Source organism: Kribbella sp. NPDC051718 (assembly GCF_040681515.1).
Taxonomy (GTDB): Bacteria; Actinomycetota; Actinomycetes; order Propionibacteriales; family Kribbellaceae; genus Kribbella.
Map to the genome: position 1 here is coordinate 266168 of NZ_JBFAYZ010000003.1, position 20356 is coordinate 286523.

22 protein-coding genes are annotated in these 20356 nt (G+C 68.7%); 9 read left to right on the forward strand and 13 right to left on the reverse strand.

Going from position 1 to position 20356, the window contains the following annotated elements; all coding sequences use genetic code 11:
- Positions 1-283: 283 nt before the first annotated feature.
- The 8 genes from AB0M15_RS12875 to AB0M15_RS12910 all read right to left on the reverse strand — a co-directional run bounded on the left by AB0M15_RS12875 (position 284) and on the right by AB0M15_RS12910 (position 7891).
- Positions 284-1264: an adenosylcobinamide-GDP ribazoletransferase gene (locus AB0M15_RS12875; RefSeq protein WP_363817050.1), complete on the reverse strand. Its 981-nt coding sequence runs from the start codon at positions 1262-1264 to the stop codon at positions 284-286.
- A gap of 74 nt (positions 1265-1338) precedes the next feature.
- Positions 1339-2415, reverse strand: a complete 1077-nt coding sequence (locus tag AB0M15_RS12880) for a bifunctional adenosylcobinamide kinase/adenosylcobinamide-phosphate guanylyltransferase (RefSeq protein WP_363817052.1) — start codon at positions 2413-2415, stop codon at positions 1339-1341.
- Positions 2408-3214 carry an ECF transporter S component gene (locus tag AB0M15_RS12885; protein WP_363817054.1) on the reverse strand — a complete coding sequence of 269 codons (807 nt, stop codon included), beginning with the start codon at positions 3212-3214 and terminating at the stop codon, positions 2408-2410. The genes AB0M15_RS12880 and AB0M15_RS12885 overlap by 8 nt, the downstream gene beginning before the upstream one ends.
- Entirely contained in the window at positions 3211-4821 is a 1611-nt protein-coding gene (locus AB0M15_RS12890) for an ATP-binding cassette domain-containing protein (protein ID WP_363817056.1), read from the reverse strand. The genes AB0M15_RS12885 and AB0M15_RS12890 overlap by 4 nt, the downstream gene beginning before the upstream one ends.
- The gene (locus tag AB0M15_RS12895; RefSeq protein ID WP_363817058.1) at positions 4818-5915 is read right to left on the reverse strand and encodes an energy-coupling factor transporter transmembrane component T; all 1098 of its coding nucleotides are present in this window, start codon (positions 5913-5915) and stop codon (positions 4818-4820) included. The genes AB0M15_RS12890 and AB0M15_RS12895 overlap by 4 nt, the downstream gene beginning before the upstream one ends.
- Positions 5916-6623, reverse strand: coding sequence for an SCO2322 family protein (locus AB0M15_RS12900; protein WP_363817060.1), 708 nt, complete (start codon positions 6621-6623; stop codon positions 5916-5918). It abuts the gene before it with no gap.
- A gap of 48 nt (positions 6624-6671) precedes the next feature.
- Positions 6672-6881 carry a hypothetical protein gene (locus AB0M15_RS12905; protein ID WP_363817062.1) on the reverse strand — a complete coding sequence of 70 codons (210 nt, stop codon included), beginning with the start codon at positions 6879-6881 and terminating at the stop codon, positions 6672-6674.
- A complete protein-coding gene (locus AB0M15_RS12910) occupies positions 6878-7891 on the reverse strand; it encodes an aldo/keto reductase family protein (RefSeq protein WP_363817063.1) in 1014 nt (337 codons plus the stop codon). The genes AB0M15_RS12905 and AB0M15_RS12910 overlap by 4 nt, the downstream gene beginning before the upstream one ends.
- A gap of 102 nt (positions 7892-7993) precedes the next feature.
- Here AB0M15_RS12910 and AB0M15_RS12915 point away from each other — a divergent pair, with 102 nt between their 5' ends.
- On the forward strand, positions 7994-8320 hold the full coding sequence (locus AB0M15_RS12915) for a YciI family protein (RefSeq protein WP_363817064.1): 327 nt from the start codon (positions 7994-7996) through the stop codon (positions 8318-8320).
- Here the strand turns inward: AB0M15_RS12915 and AB0M15_RS12920 are convergent, their stop codons facing one another.
- On the reverse strand, positions 8321-9274 hold the full coding sequence (locus AB0M15_RS12920; RefSeq protein ID WP_363817065.1) for a hypothetical protein: 954 nt from the start codon (positions 9272-9274) through the stop codon (positions 8321-8323). It lies immediately after the preceding gene.
- Positions 9275-9343: 69 nt separating this feature from the next.
- Positions 9344-9934 (reverse strand): DUF3043 domain-containing protein, encoded by a 591-nt coding sequence (locus AB0M15_RS12925; RefSeq protein ID WP_363817067.1) that lies wholly within the window; start codon positions 9932-9934, stop codon positions 9344-9346.
- A gap of 167 nt (positions 9935-10101) precedes the next feature.
- On the opposite strand from AB0M15_RS12925, the gene AB0M15_RS12930 reads away from it, so the two are divergent.
- The 7 genes from AB0M15_RS12930 (at position 10102) to AB0M15_RS12960 (ending at position 17086) form a co-directional block, all read left to right on the forward strand.
- The gene (locus AB0M15_RS12930) at positions 10102-10911 is read left to right on the forward strand and encodes a PspA/IM30 family protein (protein ID WP_363817069.1); all 810 of its coding nucleotides are present in this window, start codon (positions 10102-10104) and stop codon (positions 10909-10911) included.
- The gene (locus tag AB0M15_RS12935) at positions 10911-11186 is read left to right on the forward strand and encodes a hypothetical protein (protein WP_363817071.1); all 276 of its coding nucleotides are present in this window, start codon (positions 10911-10913) and stop codon (positions 11184-11186) included. The genes AB0M15_RS12930 and AB0M15_RS12935 overlap by 1 nt, the downstream gene beginning before the upstream one ends.
- Before the next feature lie 284 nt (positions 11187-11470).
- Positions 11471-13054: a sugar transferase gene (locus AB0M15_RS12940; protein WP_363817073.1), complete on the forward strand. Its 1584-nt coding sequence runs from the start codon at positions 11471-11473 to the stop codon at positions 13052-13054.
- Positions 13054-14034, forward strand: coding sequence for a GDP-L-fucose synthase (locus tag AB0M15_RS12945; RefSeq protein WP_363817075.1), 981 nt, complete (start codon positions 13054-13056; stop codon positions 14032-14034). The genes AB0M15_RS12940 and AB0M15_RS12945 overlap by 1 nt, the downstream gene beginning before the upstream one ends.
- A complete protein-coding gene (gmd, locus tag AB0M15_RS12950; protein WP_363817077.1) occupies positions 14031-15062 on the forward strand; it encodes a GDP-mannose 4,6-dehydratase in 1032 nt (343 codons plus the stop codon). Before AB0M15_RS12945 ends, gmd begins: the two co-directional genes overlap by 4 nt.
- 3 nt (positions 15063-15065) lie before the next feature.
- On the forward strand, positions 15066-15836 hold the full coding sequence (locus AB0M15_RS12955; RefSeq protein WP_363817078.1) for a WecB/TagA/CpsF family glycosyltransferase: 771 nt from the start codon (positions 15066-15068) through the stop codon (positions 15834-15836).
- Positions 15833-17086 carry a hypothetical protein gene (locus AB0M15_RS12960; RefSeq protein WP_363817080.1) on the forward strand — a complete coding sequence of 418 codons (1254 nt, stop codon included), beginning with the start codon at positions 15833-15835 and terminating at the stop codon, positions 17084-17086. Before AB0M15_RS12955 ends, AB0M15_RS12960 begins: the two co-directional genes overlap by 4 nt.
- Here AB0M15_RS12960 and AB0M15_RS12965 read toward each other — a convergent pair.
- Both AB0M15_RS12965 and AB0M15_RS12970 read right to left on the reverse strand, forming a co-directional pair.
- Entirely contained in the window at positions 17083-17997 is a 915-nt protein-coding gene (locus AB0M15_RS12965) for an NAD-dependent epimerase/dehydratase family protein (protein WP_363817082.1), read from the reverse strand. The two genes, AB0M15_RS12960 and AB0M15_RS12965, sit on opposite strands and share 4 nt — an antisense overlap.
- 3 nt (positions 17998-18000) lie before the next feature.
- Positions 18001-18939 carry a ScbA/BarX family gamma-butyrolactone biosynthesis protein gene (locus AB0M15_RS12970; RefSeq protein WP_363817084.1) on the reverse strand — a complete coding sequence of 313 codons (939 nt, stop codon included), beginning with the start codon at positions 18937-18939 and terminating at the stop codon, positions 18001-18003.
- 233 nt (positions 18940-19172) lie between these two features.
- Here AB0M15_RS12970 and AB0M15_RS12975 point away from each other — a divergent pair, with 233 nt between their 5' ends.
- Positions 19173-19934 (forward strand): glucose 1-dehydrogenase, encoded by a 762-nt coding sequence (locus AB0M15_RS12975; protein ID WP_363817086.1) that lies wholly within the window; start codon positions 19173-19175, stop codon positions 19932-19934.
- On the opposite strand, the gene AB0M15_RS12980 is transcribed toward AB0M15_RS12975, so the two are convergent.
- Entirely contained in the window at positions 19931-20275 is a 345-nt protein-coding gene (locus AB0M15_RS12980; RefSeq protein ID WP_363817087.1) for a helix-turn-helix domain-containing protein, read from the reverse strand. The genes AB0M15_RS12975 and AB0M15_RS12980 overlap by 4 nt on opposite strands.
- Positions 20276-20356: the final 81 nt, after the last annotated feature.

A 20356-nucleotide genomic window follows, 5' to 3' on the forward strand; every position in this document is an offset into this window, starting at 1 on the left:
GCACCCCGCCGTCCCCATTTCGGTGGTCAACCCCTGAGTTTGTGGGTTGCCCCACGGGATTCTGGGGTGGCAACCCACCGTTTCAGGGGTTAACCACCGAAATGGGGAGCGACCTGTCGACCGCCCGGTGCTGCCGGGCGATGAGAAGGGAGCCGCTTCTGCGCGCGGACCTCCAGCGGGCAGAAGTGAGGACCTTGAACACCATGTGGTGGGAGTGGACAAGGTGTGCGGTGTTCAAGGTCGCGAGATGGTGTTCAAGGTCGCCACTGCGGGTTGGGGGCGGTTAGGTGGTGAAGGCCAGCAGGAGGAGGGTTAAGGGGAGGGCTAGTTCGACGGTGGCGCCGAGGGTGTCGCCGGTGATGCCGCCGAGAGATTTGCTGGTACGTCGGGTGGCGGCCAAGCTCAGCAAGACGGCGGCGAGCACGGCGACGGCCGCCCCGACGACTGTCACGGTGAGCGGGGACGCGCCGACCCAATGCGCGAGCTGGGCGTTGCCTGGCGCTGAGCCCCCGCCGTGCCCCCAGGTCCCGTCGGCGGACCGGCCGCTGATGCTCAGCACCTCGGTGGAGGGGTTGCCGACGACTACGTGGTTGGTGGACCCGGTGAACAGGCCGCCGACCGGGGTGCCGTCGTTGGTGTATGACACCCAGCCGGTCGTGGAGCGGGAGGCTAGCCAGCCGAGGGTGGCAGCGGCGGTGATGCTGGCGAGGGTGAGCAGGGCGGCGGCGTACGGGCGGACTGTGCCGGCGACCATCGCGCCGAGGCCGTCGGGGCGGGCGGAGGGGACCGAGGTGCGGCAGGACCAGGGGAGGGTGAGGCGGCTGGCGACGCCGGCGATCAGCAGGGCCTGCCAGCCGAAGCCGTTCTGGATGCACGCTTGCAGAGCCGCGACATCAATTAGCAGCACCGCCGCGATCGACACCACCCCGAAGGGGCCGATGTCACTCTGCTTCATGATCCGCAGCTTGGTCTCACGATCCCGCCGGCTCCCGAACCCGTCGGCACTGTCCGCCAACCCGTCCAGATGCAACGCACCCGACAGCACCGTCAGCACAACAACCCCCAGCACCGCCGACAGCAACGGCGCATCAGGCTTCACCCGATCGGCCCCGTAAACCACCAGCCCCGCGATCCCACCCAGCACGAGCCCCACCACCGGAGCCAGCACCATCGCCCGCCCAGCCACCCGCCGGTCGACATTGCCCGGAGCCCGAACCGGCAGCACCGACAAGGTCCCGAAAGCCAGCCTCAACCCATCAACCATCTAGCGGCCCTCCAGCCGACGCACCAACCATCCGACCGCGCCAGCGGCCGACCCGCCACCGACCCGGCTGGCGCTCAGAGCGTGAGGGTTCGTCCTGCGACGCACCACAACACCACCTCTGACCGCCTGGCGAGGGTAGCGTTCACGCGGCCCATCAGGTCCCGGTAGAGCCGGGTGCCGGCGTCTGCTGGGACCACCCCGGAGCCGACCTCGTTGCTAACGGCAACCACCAGCCTCGTGGTCGTCGACCAGGCGTCGGCCAGTTGCTCGATCCGTTTCTCGACCTCGACAGCCCGGCTGCGGTCGGTCCACACCTCGCACTCGTCCATCACCCGCGCCAGCCAGAGCGTGAAGCAGTCGATCAGCAACGGCGGCCCGGCGCTCTCCAGCAACGGCACCAGGTCGATCGTCTCGACGAGCCCCCAGGACGCCGGCCGCCGCGACCGATGCAACGCAATCCGCTCAGCCCACTCCGGATCAGCCGATCCGTCGCCGCCCGTCGCGACATAGATCGTGTCCGCGTGATCGGCGAGCAAGCGCTCCGCCGCAGTCGACTTGCCGGACCGCGCGCCCCCAAGCACCAGAGTGCGCTGCCCCGCACCCGCTCCCGACGCCGGCTGCGCCAAGCCCGCGTGCGGCTGCCCCGCTCCCGCGCCCGCTTCCGGTGCCGGCTGCGCCGAGCCGGCGTGCGGTTGCCCCGCACCCGCACCCGCACCCGCACCCGCACCCGCACCCGCTCCCGCACTCGCTCCCGGCGCCGCCTGCGCCGAGCCGGCGTGCGGTTGCCCCGCGCCGGCGTGCGGTTGCCCCGAGCCGGCGTGCGGTTGCCCCGCACCCGCACCCGCACCGGCACCCGCTCCCGCACTCGCTCCCGGTGCCGGCTGCGCCGAGCCGGCGTGCGGTTGCCCCGCGCCCGCTTCCGGTGCCGGCTGCGTCGAGCCCGGGTGCGGCTGCGCCGAGGGCGCCAGGTTCGTGGCAGGTGCTGTCCATGACAGTTGCTCGCCTGTGGGGGTCTGTACGTCGTACCGGAGGCCGCTGGGGGTTCTGGTCGTCGTCACCTCGTAGCCAGCCGCAGCGACGACTCCGTTGGCGCCGAGACGTAGTACGCCGTCTACTACCGCGCCGTCGGGACCGGTGATCAGTTCAGCCATTGGGGGTCCTCTCGAAGACGACGGGGACGTCGAAGGCGGCCTTGCGGGCGGTGCGGCGGAAGGCGTTGAGGATGGGACGGCCGAGGACGAGGACCAGGACGGCGCACAGGATGCCTCGCGGGATGTCCCAGCCCAGGGAGGTGGCTACGACGAAGAGGCCGTAGCGGTGCAGGTTGTCGGCCAGGGAGTCGCCGGGGATGAAGGAGAAGTCGCTGCCGAAGGTGGCGTACGGCCAGAACCAGAGGTTCATCACCAGGCCATAGAGAACCCCGGCGACCAACGAGTACGCCGCCAGCAGCAGCAACTCCAGCCGGCCGCCCAACCGCGGCAGCAGTCCCGCAATGCAGCCGACCCACGCGCAGGCGAACATCTGGAACGGCATCCACGGCCCCACCCCACCACTGACCAGCGCCCCGGCCAGCAACGACACAGCCCCCAGCACGAACCCGAACCCGGCCCCGAACGCCCGCCCCGCCAGGATCAGCAAGAAGAACCCAGGCTCGAGCCCAGCAGTCCCAGGCCCGAGCGCCCGCAACGCAGCCCCCACCGCCGCGAGCATGCCGAGCAGCGAGATCACCTTCGCATCGATCCCGTCCTCGGACAGCTCAGCCAGTACGACGGCCACCAACAGCGGCAGCAACAGCACGAAGAGCCAAGGCGCATCAGTCGTATGCCCGATGGCCGACTCCCCGCCCTGCGACGTAGACCAGAGCAGCGGCCACCCAAACGCAAGGATCCCTACCACCGAAGCAAGCACCAACGTCGCCGTACTGCGCGGCTTGAGCCGGACGAGTCTCACGATGCCCGTTCCAGCGCAGTAGCCACCTCGCCGACGGTCAGGAACGGCAGTGGCGCCAGGATCTTCGCCACCTGCGGAGCAAACGCCGGCGAGCCCGCGATGACCGTCGCAGTCTCGCCATCACTCACCAACTCGCCCTCAGCCAGCACCAGCACCCGCGTAGCGACCTCGGCCACCATCTCCACGTCGTGCGTGGACAGCACCACTGCATGCCCGGCCAGTGCCAGCTCCCGCAGGATCTCGACCAGCCGGTGCTTGGCGCCGTAGTCCAACCCGCGAGTGGGCTCGTCCAGCAACAACAGGGGAGGAGCACCGCACAGTACGACCGCCAGCGCCAGGCAGAGCCGCTGTCCCTCCGACAGATCCCGCGGATGCAGCTGGTCATCAATACCTGGTGCAAGCCGATCCAGCACCGCCCTGCAACTCCCAGCTGCCACCCGGAAGTCGCTGTCGGCCCCAGCACATTCGTCAGCCACAGTCGCGGCGTACAGGAGGTCAGCCGGCTCCTGCGGCACCAACCCCACAGCCTTCACCAACCGCGATGGCTTGGTATGCCGCGGATCGGCCCCAGCCGCCGTAGCGCTGCCAGAGCGCGGCTGCACGAGCCCAACGAGCGCGTTGAGCAACGTGGACTTGCCCGCGCCGTTCCGGCCCATCAGCGCAACGACCTCGCCGGCCTTGATGCTCAACGACACCCCGCGCAGCGCCGGAGTACCGCCATAGGCGACCACAAGGTCCTTGCACGAAGCCAACTCACGTCCCTCGACAGCCACCGGCCTCAGCGGAGCCAGATTGGTCAGCCGCGAGCGCAGCGCCACCGCAGCACGACGAGCGTCGCGCACCGACAACGGCAGCGGTGACCAACCAGCGAGCCGCCCAAGCTCAACCACTGGCGGCGCTACCGGAGCAGTGATCATCTGGTCAGCCGGGAGCCCAGTAGAGACCGCCCCCGCGCCCCCAGGAACCTCGATCACCCGGTCGGCGTACTGAATGACTCGCTCGAGCCGGTGCTCCGCCATCACGACAGTGACGCCCAGGTCATGCACCAGCCGCTGCAGTGCAGCCAACACCTCTTCAGCCGCCTGCGGGTCCAGCGCCGACGTCGGCTCATCCAGGACGAGTACGGCCGGATGAGAGGTCAGCGCAGCCCCGATAGCCGTCCGCTGCCGCTGCCCGCCCGAAAGCGAGGTCAGCGCCCGATCCCGTACGCCGGCAAGCCCCAGCAAATCAAGAGTCTCCTCGACCCGCCGCCGCATCACGTCCGGCGCGATCCCGAGCGATTCCATGCTGTAAGCCAACTCGTCCTCGACCGTATCGGTCACGAACCCGGCCATCGGGTCCTGCCCGACGATGCCGACGACATCAGCCAGATCGCGTGGCCGGTAGTCGCGAGTGTCCCGGCCGTTCACCAGCACCCGCCCCGCCAGCGTCCCGCCGGTGAAGTGGGGGACCAGCCCGTTGATGGTCCGCAACAGCGTGGACTTGCCGGAACCGGTCCGGCCGATCACCAGCGCCAGTTCGCCCTCCGGAATGGTGAAACTCACGTCCCGGACAGCCGGCTCGGTGGCGCCGTCGTAGGTGACCGTCACGCGGTCGAACTCGATCATGCCGGCACCAGCTCACGTCGTCGGGTCAACGGCGGAGCAGCCACCGCCGGAGCAAGGCCGAACAGCAGGCCGATCACCGGCAGCAAGGGCACCGGTGGAGCCACCAAGGGACCAGCCAGCACCAACCCAGGCACTCCCCGAGCAGCGGCGACGATCATCACCGCAGCAGCCAAGGCACCCGACAAGCAAACCAGCCACTCGGGCAGGGCCCACGGATCCGGCCGGTAGCGAGTACGAGTCACCCGCTGCCGCCCGACAGCCATTGCCCCGACCGCGAGCAGCAACCCGAGAGCCAATGCTCCAGCGGCGACAGGGAAGGCCATTGCATCAGTCAGCAGCGCGTAGACCCCCAGAGCGATCCCGAGCAGCCCAAGCAGCACTGCGCCACCAGTGATCCGCCGCTGTCGTCGGGGGACATGCGCAGTTCGCCCGTAGCCACGAGAGTCCATTGCGGCGGCCAGCTCGACCGACCTGTCCAGAGCGCCTTCGAGGACGGGCATGGCGGTAGTGCGGAAGGAACCGCGGGTGCGGCCGCGCAGACGTCGAGCGGCCCGGATCCGGCGAGCATCCGTGACCAGTTGCGGCGCGAAGGTCAGCGCGACGACGCAGGCGACGCCCATCTCGTACAGGGCACCAGGTAGTGACTTGAGCAGCCTGCGCGGGCTGGCCAGTGCGTTGGCGGCGCCGATGCAGCACAGCATCACCGCGAGCTGGCCACCGTCGTACAGGGCGGTCAGTACTGCCTCGGCGGTGACCTCACCGCCGAGCTTCACGCCGTTGGCCCAATCAGGCAAAGGGATCTGCGGCAGGGTGAACAGGAGCGTGTTGCCTTGCGAGCGGGTCGACAGCAGCGCCTGCAGTACCACCCGGATGCCGATGACGACCAGGCCGAGCTTGAGGAACGCCACGTAGCTGTTGGCCCAGGGAGCATCGCTACGACGTGCAGCCACCACGAAGCCGGCTATCACCAGGATGAGGATCAGCAGGACGGGGTTGCGAGTCCTGCTGGCGGCCACGGCCAGCCCCAGCGCCCATAGCCACCAGGCCCCCGGGTGCAATGCTCTGGGGAGGTCGGGACGATTGACAGCGCGCACCTATTGCTTCAGGAACTTCGTGCGGCGCCGGCTGGTCAGGTACCCGCCGACCGCGATGAGCAGAATCAGCACTCCGCCGGCCCACCCGACCTTGTGGCTCTTGGCCGGCTGGCTGTCAGCCGAAGGCGACGGAGAGGCGGACGGCACAGGGGCGGCTCCGACCGCGGCGCCGATCTCCAGCTTCACCGGCTCGTCCGTGGCGGGCACGGAGATGTTCTTGACCTGGTCGCCGCAGCCGGTCGCCGGATAGCCGTCGATCGCGCAGGTGAGGCCCTTCTCGATCCGGACCGGCTTCACCGCGGCCAGGATCTTCGCCCCGGTCGCCTTCGGGTCGGTGACGACACAGGTGCCGGTCGCCGGGGGAGGAGTGGCGCCGGAGGCAGAGTCGGCCGGAGTACCGGAGTCGATCACCAGGGCGACCCGCTTCTTGCCGGTCTCGGCAGGAGTCGCTCCACAGATGGCACTGAAGTCCCCGGCAGCCCGGGGCACCCGCGGCTTGGCACCGCCCACGGCGAACCGCCAGCCCTCGACTGCGCCGTCCGCCGGTACTACGGCCTCGGAGCCCTTCTGGGCGAAGGCCCACTGTCCGCCTGTGTACTGGTAGTAACCCCAGAAGCGGTACCCGTCCTCGGCCTGGGCTGTGGTGGTGGCCGTGCCCGCGAGTAAGAGGCCGGTCAGCAGGGTGAGGACCAGTCGCTTAGCAATCATGGCCCGGAGCCTATCGCTCAGGCTCCGGGCCACGATCACTACAGCCAGTTACTCCTGGGCCGCAAGGCTCATCGGACCGTAGACCTCACGGCCGTCCTCGAGCAGATAGACCTGCCCGACGCCCTTCTCGGCCAGCTCGCGCCAGATCTCGCCCAGCCAGCTCTCGGCGTCGCCCTGGGCGGAGAACTCCGCACCCGTCAGGTCGCCCGGGTCCGCGGTCTCACCGGTAGCGGTCTCGAACCGCCACGTCCAGCTCATCGGCCCGGCCGGGTCTGCGGGGAGTTCTGCGCGGTCTTCGCCGGATCCCGCTCGACGATGCCGCCGAGGGTCTCGTCGATCCGCTTCAGCAGCGAGTCCTCGAGCTTCACGCCGGCCGCCTTCACGTTCTCGGTGACCTGCTCGGGCCGGGAGGCGCCGGTGATCGCCGAGGAGACGTTCGGATTCTGCAGCACCCAGGCGATCGCGAGCTGGGACAGCGACAGCCCGGCCTCGGCCGCGATCGGCTGCAGCTCCTGCACCCGGGTCAGTACGTCGTCGTTCATGAACCGGCTGATCATGTTCGAGCCGCCCTTGTCGTCGGTCGCCCGCGACCCGGCCGGCAGCTCGGCGCCCGGCTTGTACTTCCCGGTCAGCACGCCCTGCGCGATCGGCGAGAAGACCACCTGGCCGATGCCGAGCTCCTCCGAGGCCGGTACCACCTCGGCCTCGATCGTGCGCCAGAGCATGCTGTACTGCGGCTGGTTGGAGACCAGCGAGATGTGCAGCTCGCGGGCCAGCCGGTGGCCCTCCTGGAGTTGCTCCGCGGTCCACTCCGAGACCCCGATGTAGAGCGCCTTGCCCGCCCGGACGACGTCGGCGAACGCCTCCATCGTCTCCTCGAGCGGCGTCTCCGTGTCGTACCGGTGGGCCTGGTAGACGTCGACGTAGTCGGTCTTCAGCCGCTTCAGCGACGCGTTGATCGACTCGTGGATGTGCTTGCGGGACAGCCCGACGTCGTTCGGTCCGCCCGGCCCGGTCGGCCAGTACACCTTGGTGAGGATCTCCAGGGACTCGCGCCGCACGCCCTCGAGCGCATCACCCAGGACGGTCTCCGCCTTGGTGTTCGCATAGACGTCCGCGGTGTCGAAGGTGGTGATCCCGGCCTCCAGGGCCGCCTTCACGCAGGCCGTGGCCTGCTCGTTCTCCACCTGCGACCCGTGCGTGAGCCAGTTCCCGTACGAGATCTCGCTGACCTTCAACCCACTGTTTCCGAGATACCGAAAGTCCATGTCCTGACCCTACTGCGAGAAACTCTTGGACGCGGTGTCGATCCGGGCGGGTCCACATCGTGTAGGGGGTGACCCGTACGACGGATGAGAGAGGTGAGCGACATGACGCAGTACCTGCTGGGAGTGCAGCACGTGGACGGCGAGTCCGACGAGCACGAGCGCGGCGACGTCGGCAAGCTGAACGAGGAGATGGTGGCCCGCGGCATCTGGGTCTTCGGCGGCGGCCTGGAGCCCCGGACGACCGCGTCGGTGGTCCGCGCCCATCAGGGCGAGGTACTGATCACCGACGGGCCGTTCGTGGAGAGCAAGGAGTACATGGCGGGCTTCTGGGTGATCGAGGTGCCCGACCTGGCGACCGCCCAGGAGTGGGCGACCCGGGCGAGCAAAGCCTGCGCCCGCCCGATCGAGGTCACCCCCTTCGACGCCTGATCACTCCCCGAACAGGATCGGGGCGTCACCGGGCCGGAGAGCATGGCGGAAGTAGACCGGGTCGGTGAAGGTGTCCGGTACCTTGCCGAGCCCCTGGATCACGGTGGCGCTGCCGTTGGCGTGGCCGACGGCGTACAGGTAGCCGGAGTGGGTGTCCTTGTCGATGCCGAGCAGCAGCGTGCCGTACTGGCCGCACTTCTCGGCGATCAGGGCCTCGAAGCCCTGCCAGGTCGAGCTGCGCACCTTCTTGACGATCGGCTTCAGCGGCGAGGTCCGGGGGAGCCGGATCGTGTAGAGGGCACCGCCCCGGGTGTTGGCCAGGAAGGTTTCGTACGTCGGGGTCTGGCTGATCAGCGCCATCGTCTTCACCGCCGCGAATCCGGTTGCGGACCGCTTGTTGATCCAGAGCCTGGCGGGGTTGGTGCTGTCGTAGTGGTTCTCCCAGCGCGTCAGAGTCCCATCGGCGCGCAGGGCGTAGTGGGTGGAGGTGAACGGACGGGGCTGGACCCAGTACGTGCTGGTCTCGAAGAAGGTCGTGTCACCCCAGCCGCCACCGACCCGGGAAACCGTCGGCCTCGACCGGTCGACCTCGCCGTCCTCCGTGAGGACGAATCCGGTGTTGTACATGGTCGAGCCCATCACCACGAAGCCCGAGTACACCCCGCCGGTACCGGTGACGTCCGGATCGATCGCGATCATCGAACTCAGCCGGACCTGGCCGTCGGGGTAGATGTCGGTGAAGGTACGGCCCTCCTGCACCGTCGGTGGCGAGCCGGCGATGATCCCGCTGGCCGTGTGATCGCCACCGGCGGTCACCGACCCGAGCCCTATCGCGCACGCGGCGGTGGCCGTTGCCTGCCCCGATGCCTCCGTACCCGAGGCCCGCGCGGCCCCGGGGGTGATCGTCAGTGCCAGCAACGCGGCGACAGCCGCTGCGATCGGTCGACCGGACATGTGCAGCCCCTTGGTCCACAGTGCGAAGTAATGCTTCTGATTACTTCGATACCGCTGGGGGCCGGAAAGTTACGCGGGCTTCTCGCCGCGGGCGACCATCGGCTTGGGCAGGCGCCAGCGGCGCATCTGCATCGTCCGGCGGACGGCGTAGAAGCCGATGCCCTTGGCCGACTCGTTCGGGAACTTCGCCTTGACCGCGCGCTTCAGCCCGCCGGTCACCAGGAACCAGTCGCCCGCGATCGCGACGATCATCAGCAAGAAGAGGATGTTCACCAGGCCCGGCAACCAGGGGAAGGCCTGAGAGAAAACGACCCCGACCAGGGAGATCACCAGGAGCACCGGGAGCGCGAACTCCATCACCGACCAGCGGGCGTCGACGTAGTCGCGGGCGTACCGGCGGACCGGGCCCTTGTCGGCGGCCGGCAGGTACCGGTCGTCGCCGGTCTTCATCGCGTCCTGCATCTTGGCGCGCTCGGTCCGTACCTTCTCCCGCCGGTACGCCGCCGCCTCCTTGCGGTTGCGCGGCTTCTTCAGCGCCGCCTTGCGGGACGCCTCGGCCTCGCGCCGGGTCGGGGTCGGACGCCCCTTGCCCCCGACCTTCGGCTGGGGGGCCGTGGCCTGCGTTTGGGACGATGTCTCAGACTTGGTACGACGGAACACGGGGACTGAACCTCATTCGGGAACTGGCGACGCCGGTCTCGGGGTGGTCCCCGGACCTTTGCACCACTTTATCCGGGCCGGTCCCGATGGTGTGGTGACCCGCAGGGACATAGGGTGGTTGACACGCACGCCGGGTCACCACCGGCACAGAAGGGGTACGGATATCGATGAGCATCTTCAGGCGGGTGTCGACGATCTTCAAGGCCAAGGCCAATTCGGCTTTGGACAAGGCTGAGGATCCTCGCGAAACCCTTGACTACTCGTACCAGAAGCAGCTCGAGCTACTGCAGAAGGTACGCCGGGGTGTGGCCGACGTCGCCACCAGCCGCAAGCGGGTCGAGTTGCAGGCCTCGCAGCTGCAGTCGCAGTCGCAGAAGCTGCAGGACCAGGCCCAGAAGGCGCTCTCGATGGGCCGCGAGGACCTCGCCCGCGAGGCGCTGACCCGCAAGTCCGGGCTGCAGGGCCAGATCGACGACCTGACCACCCAGCACGCCCAGCTCCAGGGTGAGGAGGAGAAGCTGACCCTCGCCTCGCAGCGGCTGCAGGCCAAGGTCGAGTCCTTCCGCACCAAGAAGGAGACGATCAAGGCCACCTACACGGCCGCCGAGGCGCAGACCCGGATCAACGAGGCCTTCTCCGGCATCTCCGAGGAGATGAGCGACGTCGGCCTGGCGGTTCAGCGGGCCGAGGACAAGACCCTGCAGATGCAGGCCCGGGCCGGCGCGATCGACGAGCTGCTCGCCTCCGGCGCGCTCGACGACGCCTCCGGCAGCAGCAAGGACAGCATCACGCTCGAGCTCGAGCGGATGTCGACGGGATCGGACGTCGAGTCCGAGCTCGCCGCGCTGAAGGCGCAGATCGCTCCGGTCGAGGCGCCCAAGCAGATCGCCCAGGACGCGCCCGGCGCGGCCCAGCCCCAGCAGCCGGCTCAGCAGCCTGTGCAGCAGCCGGTCCGACCGCAGGATGGAGACGCGTGATGATCGTCCGGATCATGGGCGAAGGTCAGTACCAGCTGGCCGACGAGAAGCTCGACCAGCTCAACCTGGTCGACACCGACCTGGAGAAGGCCGTCTCGGCGAACGACGAAGAGGGCTTCAAGACCGCCTTCGCCGCGCTGCTGGCGTTCGTCCGGGCCGGCGACAAGGTGCCGGACACCGAGCTGCACGACTCCGACGCGATCCTGCCGCCGGGTGACAGCACGCTGGCCGAGATGCGCGAACTGATCAGCGGAGACGGCCTGATCGCGGGCTGAACTCTCTGTTCACCACCCCTTTCGAGTACCGCGGGACCGTCGTCGACGGTCCCGCGGTGCTGTGTGTGAAGAAGCCCCGAACTCCCGTGCGTAACGCTTCCCAACACTCCGTAGTTACTACTGTCGGACCCGCTTTGCGCGTAGTACCCTCGGTGAACTGCCGTCGACGGGACGGTGTACTTCACGGCGTAACGCGACTGGGTCCACTGGAGATTGTGACAGAGTGTGACTCAAATCGCGGCCGGTTCACCGGGGGGTGACTAAGGGTGACGGATCATGCCGTCATGGGGGAAGCCGCGTCTGAAACAGACGCGACCGTTACTGCAGGCCTGTCGTCGACAGGCCTGCCATCAGCGACGCTGCAGACCACTGTCGCGCCGTCGGAGTACTTCGATCGGCGCCGCCCGGTCTGGGTGGTGCCCGACTCGGTGCCGGCGATCGTGCCGCGGTCGGCCCGGCTGACCGAGCCGCAATGGGTGGCGGTCTACCGCTGGGCAGCTCTCGGGGGAGACCTGCTCGCGGCCGTCATCGGCGTCTCGATCGCCTTGCTGACCAGGTTCGGCTACCAGGTCGGCGGCGCGTACCTGGTCTTCGGCAGTTTGTTGCCGTTGGCATGGGTCGCCGCGGTGGCGATGTCGAAGGGCTACGAACCGCGCTTCTTCGGCGCCGGGCCGGACGAGTTCCGCTCGATCCTGCGCTCGGGCGCCGGACTCACGGCCGTCGTCGCGATCGTCTCGTACGCGACCAAGAGCGAGATCGCCCGCGGCTTCGTCGTGCTGGCGATCCCGGCGACCGTGCTGCTGGCGCTGCTGCTCAGGTACGGCCTGCGCCGTGACCTCAGCCGGCACCGGTACCGCGGCCGCTGCATGCGCCGGGTGCTGGTCGTCGGCCGCAACGGCCAGGCCTCGACCCTGAGCGAACACCTCGAGAAGCGTCCCTCGGACGGTTTCCGGGTGGTCGCGACCTGTCGCCCGCGTGGCGACGGCAGGCCGCACCGCGAGCACGACGCGCTGCTGCTCGGTCCCGACGAGCTGGACGAGGCCGACATCATGGCCGCCGTCGACCGGCACGCCGTGGACGTCGTGGCGGTCGCCTCGGACCCGGAGCTCGCCGGTCAGTCGCTGCGCCGGCTGTCCTGGGCACTGGAGCAGAAGGGCGTCGAGCTGATCGTGTCGCCCGGCATCATCGAGGTCGCCGGTCCGCGCATCTCGGTCCGTCCGGTCGCCGGGCTCTCGCTCCTCCACCTGGAGCGCCCGTCGGTCAGCGGTGGACCGCACCTGCTGAAGGGCGTCTTCGACCGGATGCTCGCGCTGATCCTGGTGATCGTGCTGTCGCCGCTGCTGCTCGGCCTCGCCGTCGCGGTCCGGTTGAGCAGCAAGGGACCGGTGCTGTTCAAGCAGCGCCGGGTCGGCCGCTCGGGCGAAGAGTTCTCGATGCTCAAGTTCCGCAGCATGTTCGTCGATGCCGAGCAGCGGCTGGGGGACCTGCACGCGCTCAGCGACGGCAACGGGATGTTGTTCAAGATGCGCGACGACCCGCGCGTGACCAGCCTCGGCCGGATCCTGCGCCGGTTCTCGCTGGACGAGCTGCCGCAGCTGATCAACGTGCTGCGCGGCGAGATGTCGCTGGTCGGCCCGCGTCCGCCACTGCCGCAGGAAGTCGCCCTGTACGCCGCCGACGACACCCGCCGGATGCTGGTGAAGCCGGGCCTGACGGGTTTGTGGCAGGTCAGCGGCCGCAGCGACCTGTCCTGGGAAGAGTCGGTCGTGCTCGACCTGCGCTACGTGGACAACTGGTCGATGACGCTCGACCTGCTGATCTTGTGGAAGACGGCCCGCGCGGTGATCCGCGGGTCTGGTGCCTACTGATGGGGACAGAGCTTTCGATGAAGGATGGCGTGGAAGGCCGGCTCGACCGGAACGCAAAGGTCTATGTCGCGGGACACCGCGGCCTGGTCGGCTCGGCCATCTGGCGCAAGCTGGAGTCGGAGGGTTTCACCGATCTGATCGGCGCGACCTCCAAAGAGCTTGACCTCCGCGATCGGGACCAGACCTTCGCGTACTTCGCCAAGCACCGCCCGCAAGTGGTGATCGACGCGGCCGCGAAGGTCGGCGGGATCCTGGCCAACCGGGACCACCCGACCGAGTTCCTCAGCGACAACCTGCGCATCCAGGTCAACCTGATGGACGCGGCGCTCGACGTACAGGTGCCGCGGTTGCTGTTCCTCGGGTCGTCCTGCATCTACCCGAAGTTCGCCGAGCAGCCGATCAAGGAGTCGAGCCTGCTCACCGGTGAGCTCGAGCCGACCAACGACGCGTACGCGATCGCCAAGATCGCCGGCATCATGCAGGTCCAGGCGGTCCGCCGCCAGCACGGCCTGCGCTGGATCTCGGCGATGCCGACCAACCTGTACGGGCCGAACGACAACTTCGACCTGACCAGCTCACACGTGATGCCGGCGCTGATCCGCCGGTTCCACGACGCGAAGCAGGCCGGTGCCGAAGAGGTCGTGCTGTGGGGGACGGGAACCCCACGGCGCGAGTTCCTGCACGTCGACGACCTGGCCGACGCGAGCCTGCACCTGCTCGAGCAGTACGACGAGCCCGGCCCGATCAACGTCGGCGTCGGTACCGACGTGACGATCCGCGAACTGGCCCGCATCATCGCGAAGGCGGTCGGCTACGAAGGTGCCATCGGCACCGATCCGTCGAAACCGGACGGCACACCGCGCAAGCTGCTCGACGTGAGCAAGCTGAGCGCCCTGGGCTGGAAGCCCGGTATCGACCTCGAGGAGGGCGTGGCCAGTGTCTACGCCTGGTACCTCGCCAACGGGAGGAACGACGCATGACCACCACTGGGGGCCACCAGCCGGAGCACGCAGTAGGGGGTACTGCGAAGAAGGCTCTGATCACCGGCATCACTGGTCAGGACGGTTCGTACCTGGCGGAACTGCTGCTCGGCAAGGGGTACGAGGTGCACGGCCTGATCCGGCGGGCGAGCACGTTCAACACGCACCGGATCGACCACCTGTACACGGATCCGCATGAGCAGGACAAGCGGCTGTTCCTGCACTACGGCGACCTGACCGACGGCTCCCGGCTGGTGACGCTGCTGGCGTCGATCCAGCCCGACGAGGTGTACCACCTGGCCGCTCAGAGCCATGTCCGGGTCAGTTTCGACGAACCGGAGTACACCGGTGACACCACCGGGATGGGCACCACCCGGCTGCTCGAGGCGATCCGGATGATCGGGCTGAACTGCCGCTTCTACCAGGCGAGCAGCTCGGAGATGTTCGGCGCGACGCCGCCGCCGCAGAACGAGGAGACCCCGTTCTACCCGCGCTCGCCGTACGGCGCGGCCAAGCTGTACGGGTACTGGATGACCCGCAACTACCGCGAGGCGTACGACATGTTCGCCGTCAACGGGATCCTGTTCAACCACGAGAGCCCGCGCCGCGGCGAGACGTTCGTGACCCGCAAGATCACCCGCGCGGTCGCCCGGATCAAGCTCGGCCAGGAGAAGCGCCTGTACCTGGGCAACCTGGACGCCTGCCGCGACTGGGGCTACGCCCCGGAGTACGTCGAGGGCATGTGGCGGATGCTGCAGCACGACAAGCCGGGCGACTACGTGGTCGCCACCGGTACGTCGTACTCGGTCCGCGACTTCGTCCAACTGGCCTTCGAGCACGCGGGCATGGACTGGAACGACTTCGTCGACTACGACCAGCGCTACGAGCGGCCGACCGAGGTCGACTCACTGATCGGCGACGCGTCGAAGGCGCAGGCCGAGCTGGGCTGGAAGGCCCAGGTGCACGTGCCGGAGCTCGTCCGCATCATGGTGGACGCCGATCTCGCCGCCCTGACCCGCGAGGACTGACCGATGACCGCTGAGACGACACAGGACCGCGTCGACGTACTGGGCATCCATGTCAGCGTCACCGACATGGAGCACACCGTCGGCACCTTCGCGCGCTGGATCGACGACGGCGAACGGCACCTGGTCTGCGTCTCGGACATGAACGCCCTGCTGCAGGCTCGCGCGGACGCCAAGCTCACGCACGTCTACAACACGTCTGGGATGACGCTGCCCGACGGGATGCCGCTGGTCTGGGCCGGCAAGAAGGCCGGCTTCGAGCGGATGGACCGGGTCTGCGGGCCGGACCTGATCGAGCGGGTGATGGCCGAGGCTGAGCTCCGCGGCTGGTCGCAGTACTTCTACGGAGGTGCCGACGGCGTCCCGGAGAAGCTGCGGGACACCTTCACCGCAAGGCATCCGGGGCTGAAGGTGGCCGGCGCCTACTCACCGCCGTACCGGGCACTGACCGCCGAGGAGGACGACGAGATCGTCACCCGGCTGAACGAGGCAAACCCGGACATCATCTGGGTCGGTCTCGGCGCGCCGAAGCAGGAGCGCTGGATGGCCGACCACCGCGACCGGCTGGACGCCGCGATCCTGATCGGCGTCGGGGCGGCCTTCGACTTCCACACCGGCCGGGTCGACCGCGCGCCGCGGTGGATGCAGCGGTCCGGGCTCGAGTGGAGCTACCGGATCTACAAGGAGCCGCGCCGGCTCTGGCGGCGGTACGTGCTGGGCATCCCGAAGTTCGGGGTGGGCATCCTGCGGAAGCCGCCGAGGCCCGTCGCATCTTGAAATTGTCGAAGCTGGCCGGTCCTGCCGGCCGGGCGGGCTGGGGGCTCGGCGACCAAGCGCTGTCCAGCCTGAGCAATCTGGCGGTCGGGGTCCTGGTCGCACGCAGTGGGACAGTGTCCGACTTCGGTATCTACGCGCTCGCCTTCGGCGGGTACACGATCGCCCTCAACGTCTCCCGGGCGGTCGCCACCGAGCCGTTGTCCGTCCGGTACTCCGGCGATCGCAACCCGGCCTGGCAGCGCGCAGTCCGGGCGGCGACCGCCACGGCACTGTTCGCCGGTCTGATGGGCATGATCGTCGGCCTCGCGATCGCTCTGTTCCCCGGCGTGCCGTCCAAGGGCGTGCTGCTGGCGTTTGCGATCACACTGCCGGGCCTGCTGCTGCAGGACGCCTGGCGCTGGGCCTTCTTCGTCGTGGGGGAGGGGCAGAAGGCCTTTCTCAACGACCTGATCTGGCTGCTCGCGATGGGCGCGATCTTCGGCGGGCTCTACCTGACCAACACGGACACGGCTTTCTCGCTGACGCTCGGCTGGGGCCTGGGTGCGGTGATCGCCGCGATAGCCGGCCGGTTCCAGGCTGGGGTGAGCCCGCGTCGGCAGTTGATCAAGGAGTGGCTGCTCACCCATCGCGATCTCACGCCGAAGTACGTTGGCGAGATGCTCGCCGTGAGCGGGACGATCCAGGTGTACATGCTGGGGATCACTTTGGCCGCAGGGCTCGTCGCCACGGCCGGTATCCGTGGTGCGCAGGTACTGCTCGGCCCGGTGAACGTGCTGAACCAAGGGATCCGCATGATCGCGGTACCGGAGGCAGCACGTGCCTTGAAGCACTCCTACCGACGCCTTTGGCTGGTAGGCCTGGCGATCTCACTAGGAGTCGGCGCTGGCGCTCTGGCTTGGGGAGCGGTCTTCCTGCTGCTCCCTGAAACCGTAGGGGAGCACCTGCTCGGTCCTGGCGTCTGGACTCAAGCCAGGACAGTCCTAGTGCCGGTGATCTTGCTGCAGGCACTAGGAGCGTCCAATGCGGGCGCCTTCGCCATCCTGCGTGCGCTGACCGCCGCTACCCGCGGCCTGCGAGTCAGGCTGATCTCATCGCTCATCCTGATCACCATCGGCGTCGGGGGAGCCTTCCTGGAAGGACCCAAGGGCGCTGCCTGGGGCCTTGCGGTCGCCTCCTTCTGCACGCTCCTGCTGTGGTGGAACGAAGCCCACCGAGCCATCGCCGCCCACCGCGCCGCAAACCCGCGCTAGTCCTGGCGGTACCAGTCAAGGCGGTCGGGGAACCGGGTGGTGAAGCCGGGGCCGGGATCGCACGCTGTGTCGCGCCAGAGGCTGGCGCTCTCGAACCAGTGATCGGTGGCGATCATGTCGAGCGCATGAGTCGAGCCACCGGCAGCAGTCAGCCGCGCCGCCGCCTCGTCGTACGTGAGACTCGCCGGGACACCAGAAGTCCTTGGTAGCAAGCAGGAAATGGCCTGCATGAGCTCGGCCACCGGCACGGGCAGCGGGTGGTTCCCGTGATAGATCGCCGAGCCGAGGGCTGGGGCGAGAGCCAGACCGGCGAGACCTTGCGCGAGGTCTTCGACATCGACCATCGATACCCGTGCCGGCCAGCCATCGACGTCTGCCCGCAGGGTGCCGAGCAGCTTCGCCAGCCCGGGAATGACCCAGCGGTCGCCGTCGCCGTAGACGAGATAGGGCCGTACGACGACACCGCCCGCCGCCAGGACCTCCTGCTCGGCGGCGAGCCTGGTGCGGCTGGCGATCGACAACGGCGCCGGGGTCAGCTCGTCGGGCGTGGCGTTGCGGTAGACACCACGGCCATACACGCTGGCGGTGCTCAGATAGATCACCCGGCCGACCTTGGCCTTCGCGGCGACGCGGAGCAGGGAGCGAGTGCCGTCCACGTTCACCGCGTTGCTCGCGGCTGTCGTGCCGCCGATCATCGAGGCGCAGTGGATCAGGACGTCAGCGCCGTCGCACAGTCTGCTCAGCGATCCCGGAACGGCGAGATCGGCCGGTAGCACGACACTGCCCGGCGGGGCGGCCGCTATCGGCTTGCGATGAGTAGCGAGACGAAGGCTGACGTCAGACCGGGTGAGAGCCCGTACGACCTGCCGGCCGACGAACCCGGTCGCGCCGGTGATGGTGACCGTCGTCATCTGTCAGCGGACCGGCTCGACGGTCACGGTCGAGGTGAAGACCGCCTCGCCCTCCTGGGTCGCGGTCACCTTGACCGGCGTCCGGCCGTCGTTGCCGGTCTGGCCGCGTGCGGTGGTGATCACACAAGCCTGGTCCAGCTCGGCATAACGCAGGAACTCGATCTCGAGCGCGACGGGGAGCACCGACTCGGGGAAAGACGCAGCGAGTGCAGCCTGGCGAGCCGCTTCGAGCAAAAGCATCCCCGGTACGTGGTCGAGTGGGTGATCGAACAGAGCCGGGTGGGACAGATCCACCCTCAGTTGGCGGGAGCCGCCGTCGAACGGCGTCAGTACGACGTCCCTCGAGTCTGTCCTGCCGACGGCGACGGGGCACTCCGGCTCGAGCTCGGGGAGCGGACCGAGGGGCCGCTCGGCCCGGAGCCGGCGGTAGACCGACGGCGAAGTACAGGTGTACTTGGCGTGGCCGGTGCCGGCCAGGACGCCGTCGCGGAGGAACTTCACCTCGTAGCGCATACCGGTGAGACGGTCGCCGCGGCGGACGATGTCGTGACAGCTGACCTGCAACTCCAGATCGGTCGGTGTGGTGGAGATCCGCAGCGCCTCCGGCGTCGTCTCGAAGGACAACTCGGAGACCAGGAACTGGTGGCCGAGCGGCACTCCGAACTCGGCGTGCGCGAGCAGCAGCCCGGCCTGCCGGACGGTTTCGACGCCGAGCATCGGATCCTGGCAACGATGCCCGGCGACCGGACTGTAGAAGGAATGGCAGCGCGGCCACTGGGCCGTGACGCTGAAGCTGTCCGGTCCGTCGGCGTGCCAGGAGGTGAGCAGCACCTCGGCGATGGCGGCGCGATGGACGTACTGGCTCGGCACGGTGCTGGTGAGAACCGGGATCGAAGCCGTCAGCGGGCTCCGATCGGCGGCGATCGCGATCGGTGTGGACATCCTCGTTGGACCCCTCCATCGAGCGGAGGCGCGAGGCCTCCGACTCCCCTCGGAACCGGCCTGGCGGGGGCCGGTGCCTAGCAAGATACATACCGGCCGGTCTGCTATCCACCTGGGGTACTCGTTGTCTCATCAGCGACCCGTACCTGACTAAGTACCGCCGCGCTCGTTGTCTTCCGTCGGCGGCGCGGGTAACCGTGGCGGCGGAAGCTGACAAGCAGAAGGAGCAGTACATGTCTGATCGTTTCGGGGGCAAGGTCGTCCTGGTCACCGGTGCCGGCAGCGGTATCGGCCGGGCCAGCGCCCTCGCGTTCGCGCGCGAAGGCGCCACCGTGGTCGCGGCCGCCCGCGGCAAGGAAGGGATCCAGGAGACGGTCGCGCTGATCGAGGCCGCGGGCGGCAAGGCGAGCGCTGTCGAGGCCGACGTCAGCAAGGCCGATGACGTCGCCAACCTGGTCCGGACCGTCGTCGAGCGGCACGGCGGCCTGCACGTCGCGCACAACAACGCCGGCGTGTTCCCCAAGCCGGGACCGGTCGGCGACATCGACCTCGAGGTCTGGCAGCGAGCCGTCGACATCAACCTGACCGGGCTGCTGCTCTCGCTGAAGTACGAGATCCAGCACATGCGGGACAACGGTGGCGGTGCGATCGTCAACACCAGCTCGAACATCGGCGCCCACGGCCGCCGTCCCGGGATGGCTGCCTATGCCGCCTCGAAGGCGGCCGCGAGCACGCTGACCCGTGTTGCCGCGCTGGACCACATCAAGGACGGCATCCGGATCAACGCCGTCAGCCCCGGCGCGACCGACACCCCGATGTCGTTCCGTCCCGGTGAGGACGTGGACGGTCGTGCCGCGCGGCTCGCGGGTGTCGTACCGATCGGCCGCGTCGGCAGTACCGACGAGATCGTGGCGGCCGTGCTGTGGCTAGCCTCTGACGAGGCTGCGTTCGTGGTCGGTCACGACCTGGTCGCCGACGGCGGCGTCACCGCCTAGGCCCGGGCAGCAGGGCCGGCTTCGACCACGTCCGCGGGCTGCTGGTGCGCCGCCAGGATCGTGGTGAGCAGGCCGGGGAAGCGGGCGTCGAGGTCGTCGCGGCGCAGCGACAGCAGCAGCTCGCGCCCGGAGGCGCGCTGGTTGATCACGCCGCTCTCGCGCAGCACCCGCCAGTGGTGGGTGAGCGTCGACTTCGACACTCCCTCGACGATCGCGCCGCACGGATACTCCCCGCCGTTCGCGAGGACCTGGAGCACGGTCATCCGCAGTGGGTTGCCGAGGGCGGCCAGGACGTCCTCGAGGCGGATCTGTTCACGGGCGGGGTGATGTGGTTCGAGCACAGCCAAAAGTGTACGCGGACAACCGTAATGACTAACTCTTGGTAGCTCGTTTGACACCCGCAGCGAGGTAACTGTACGACT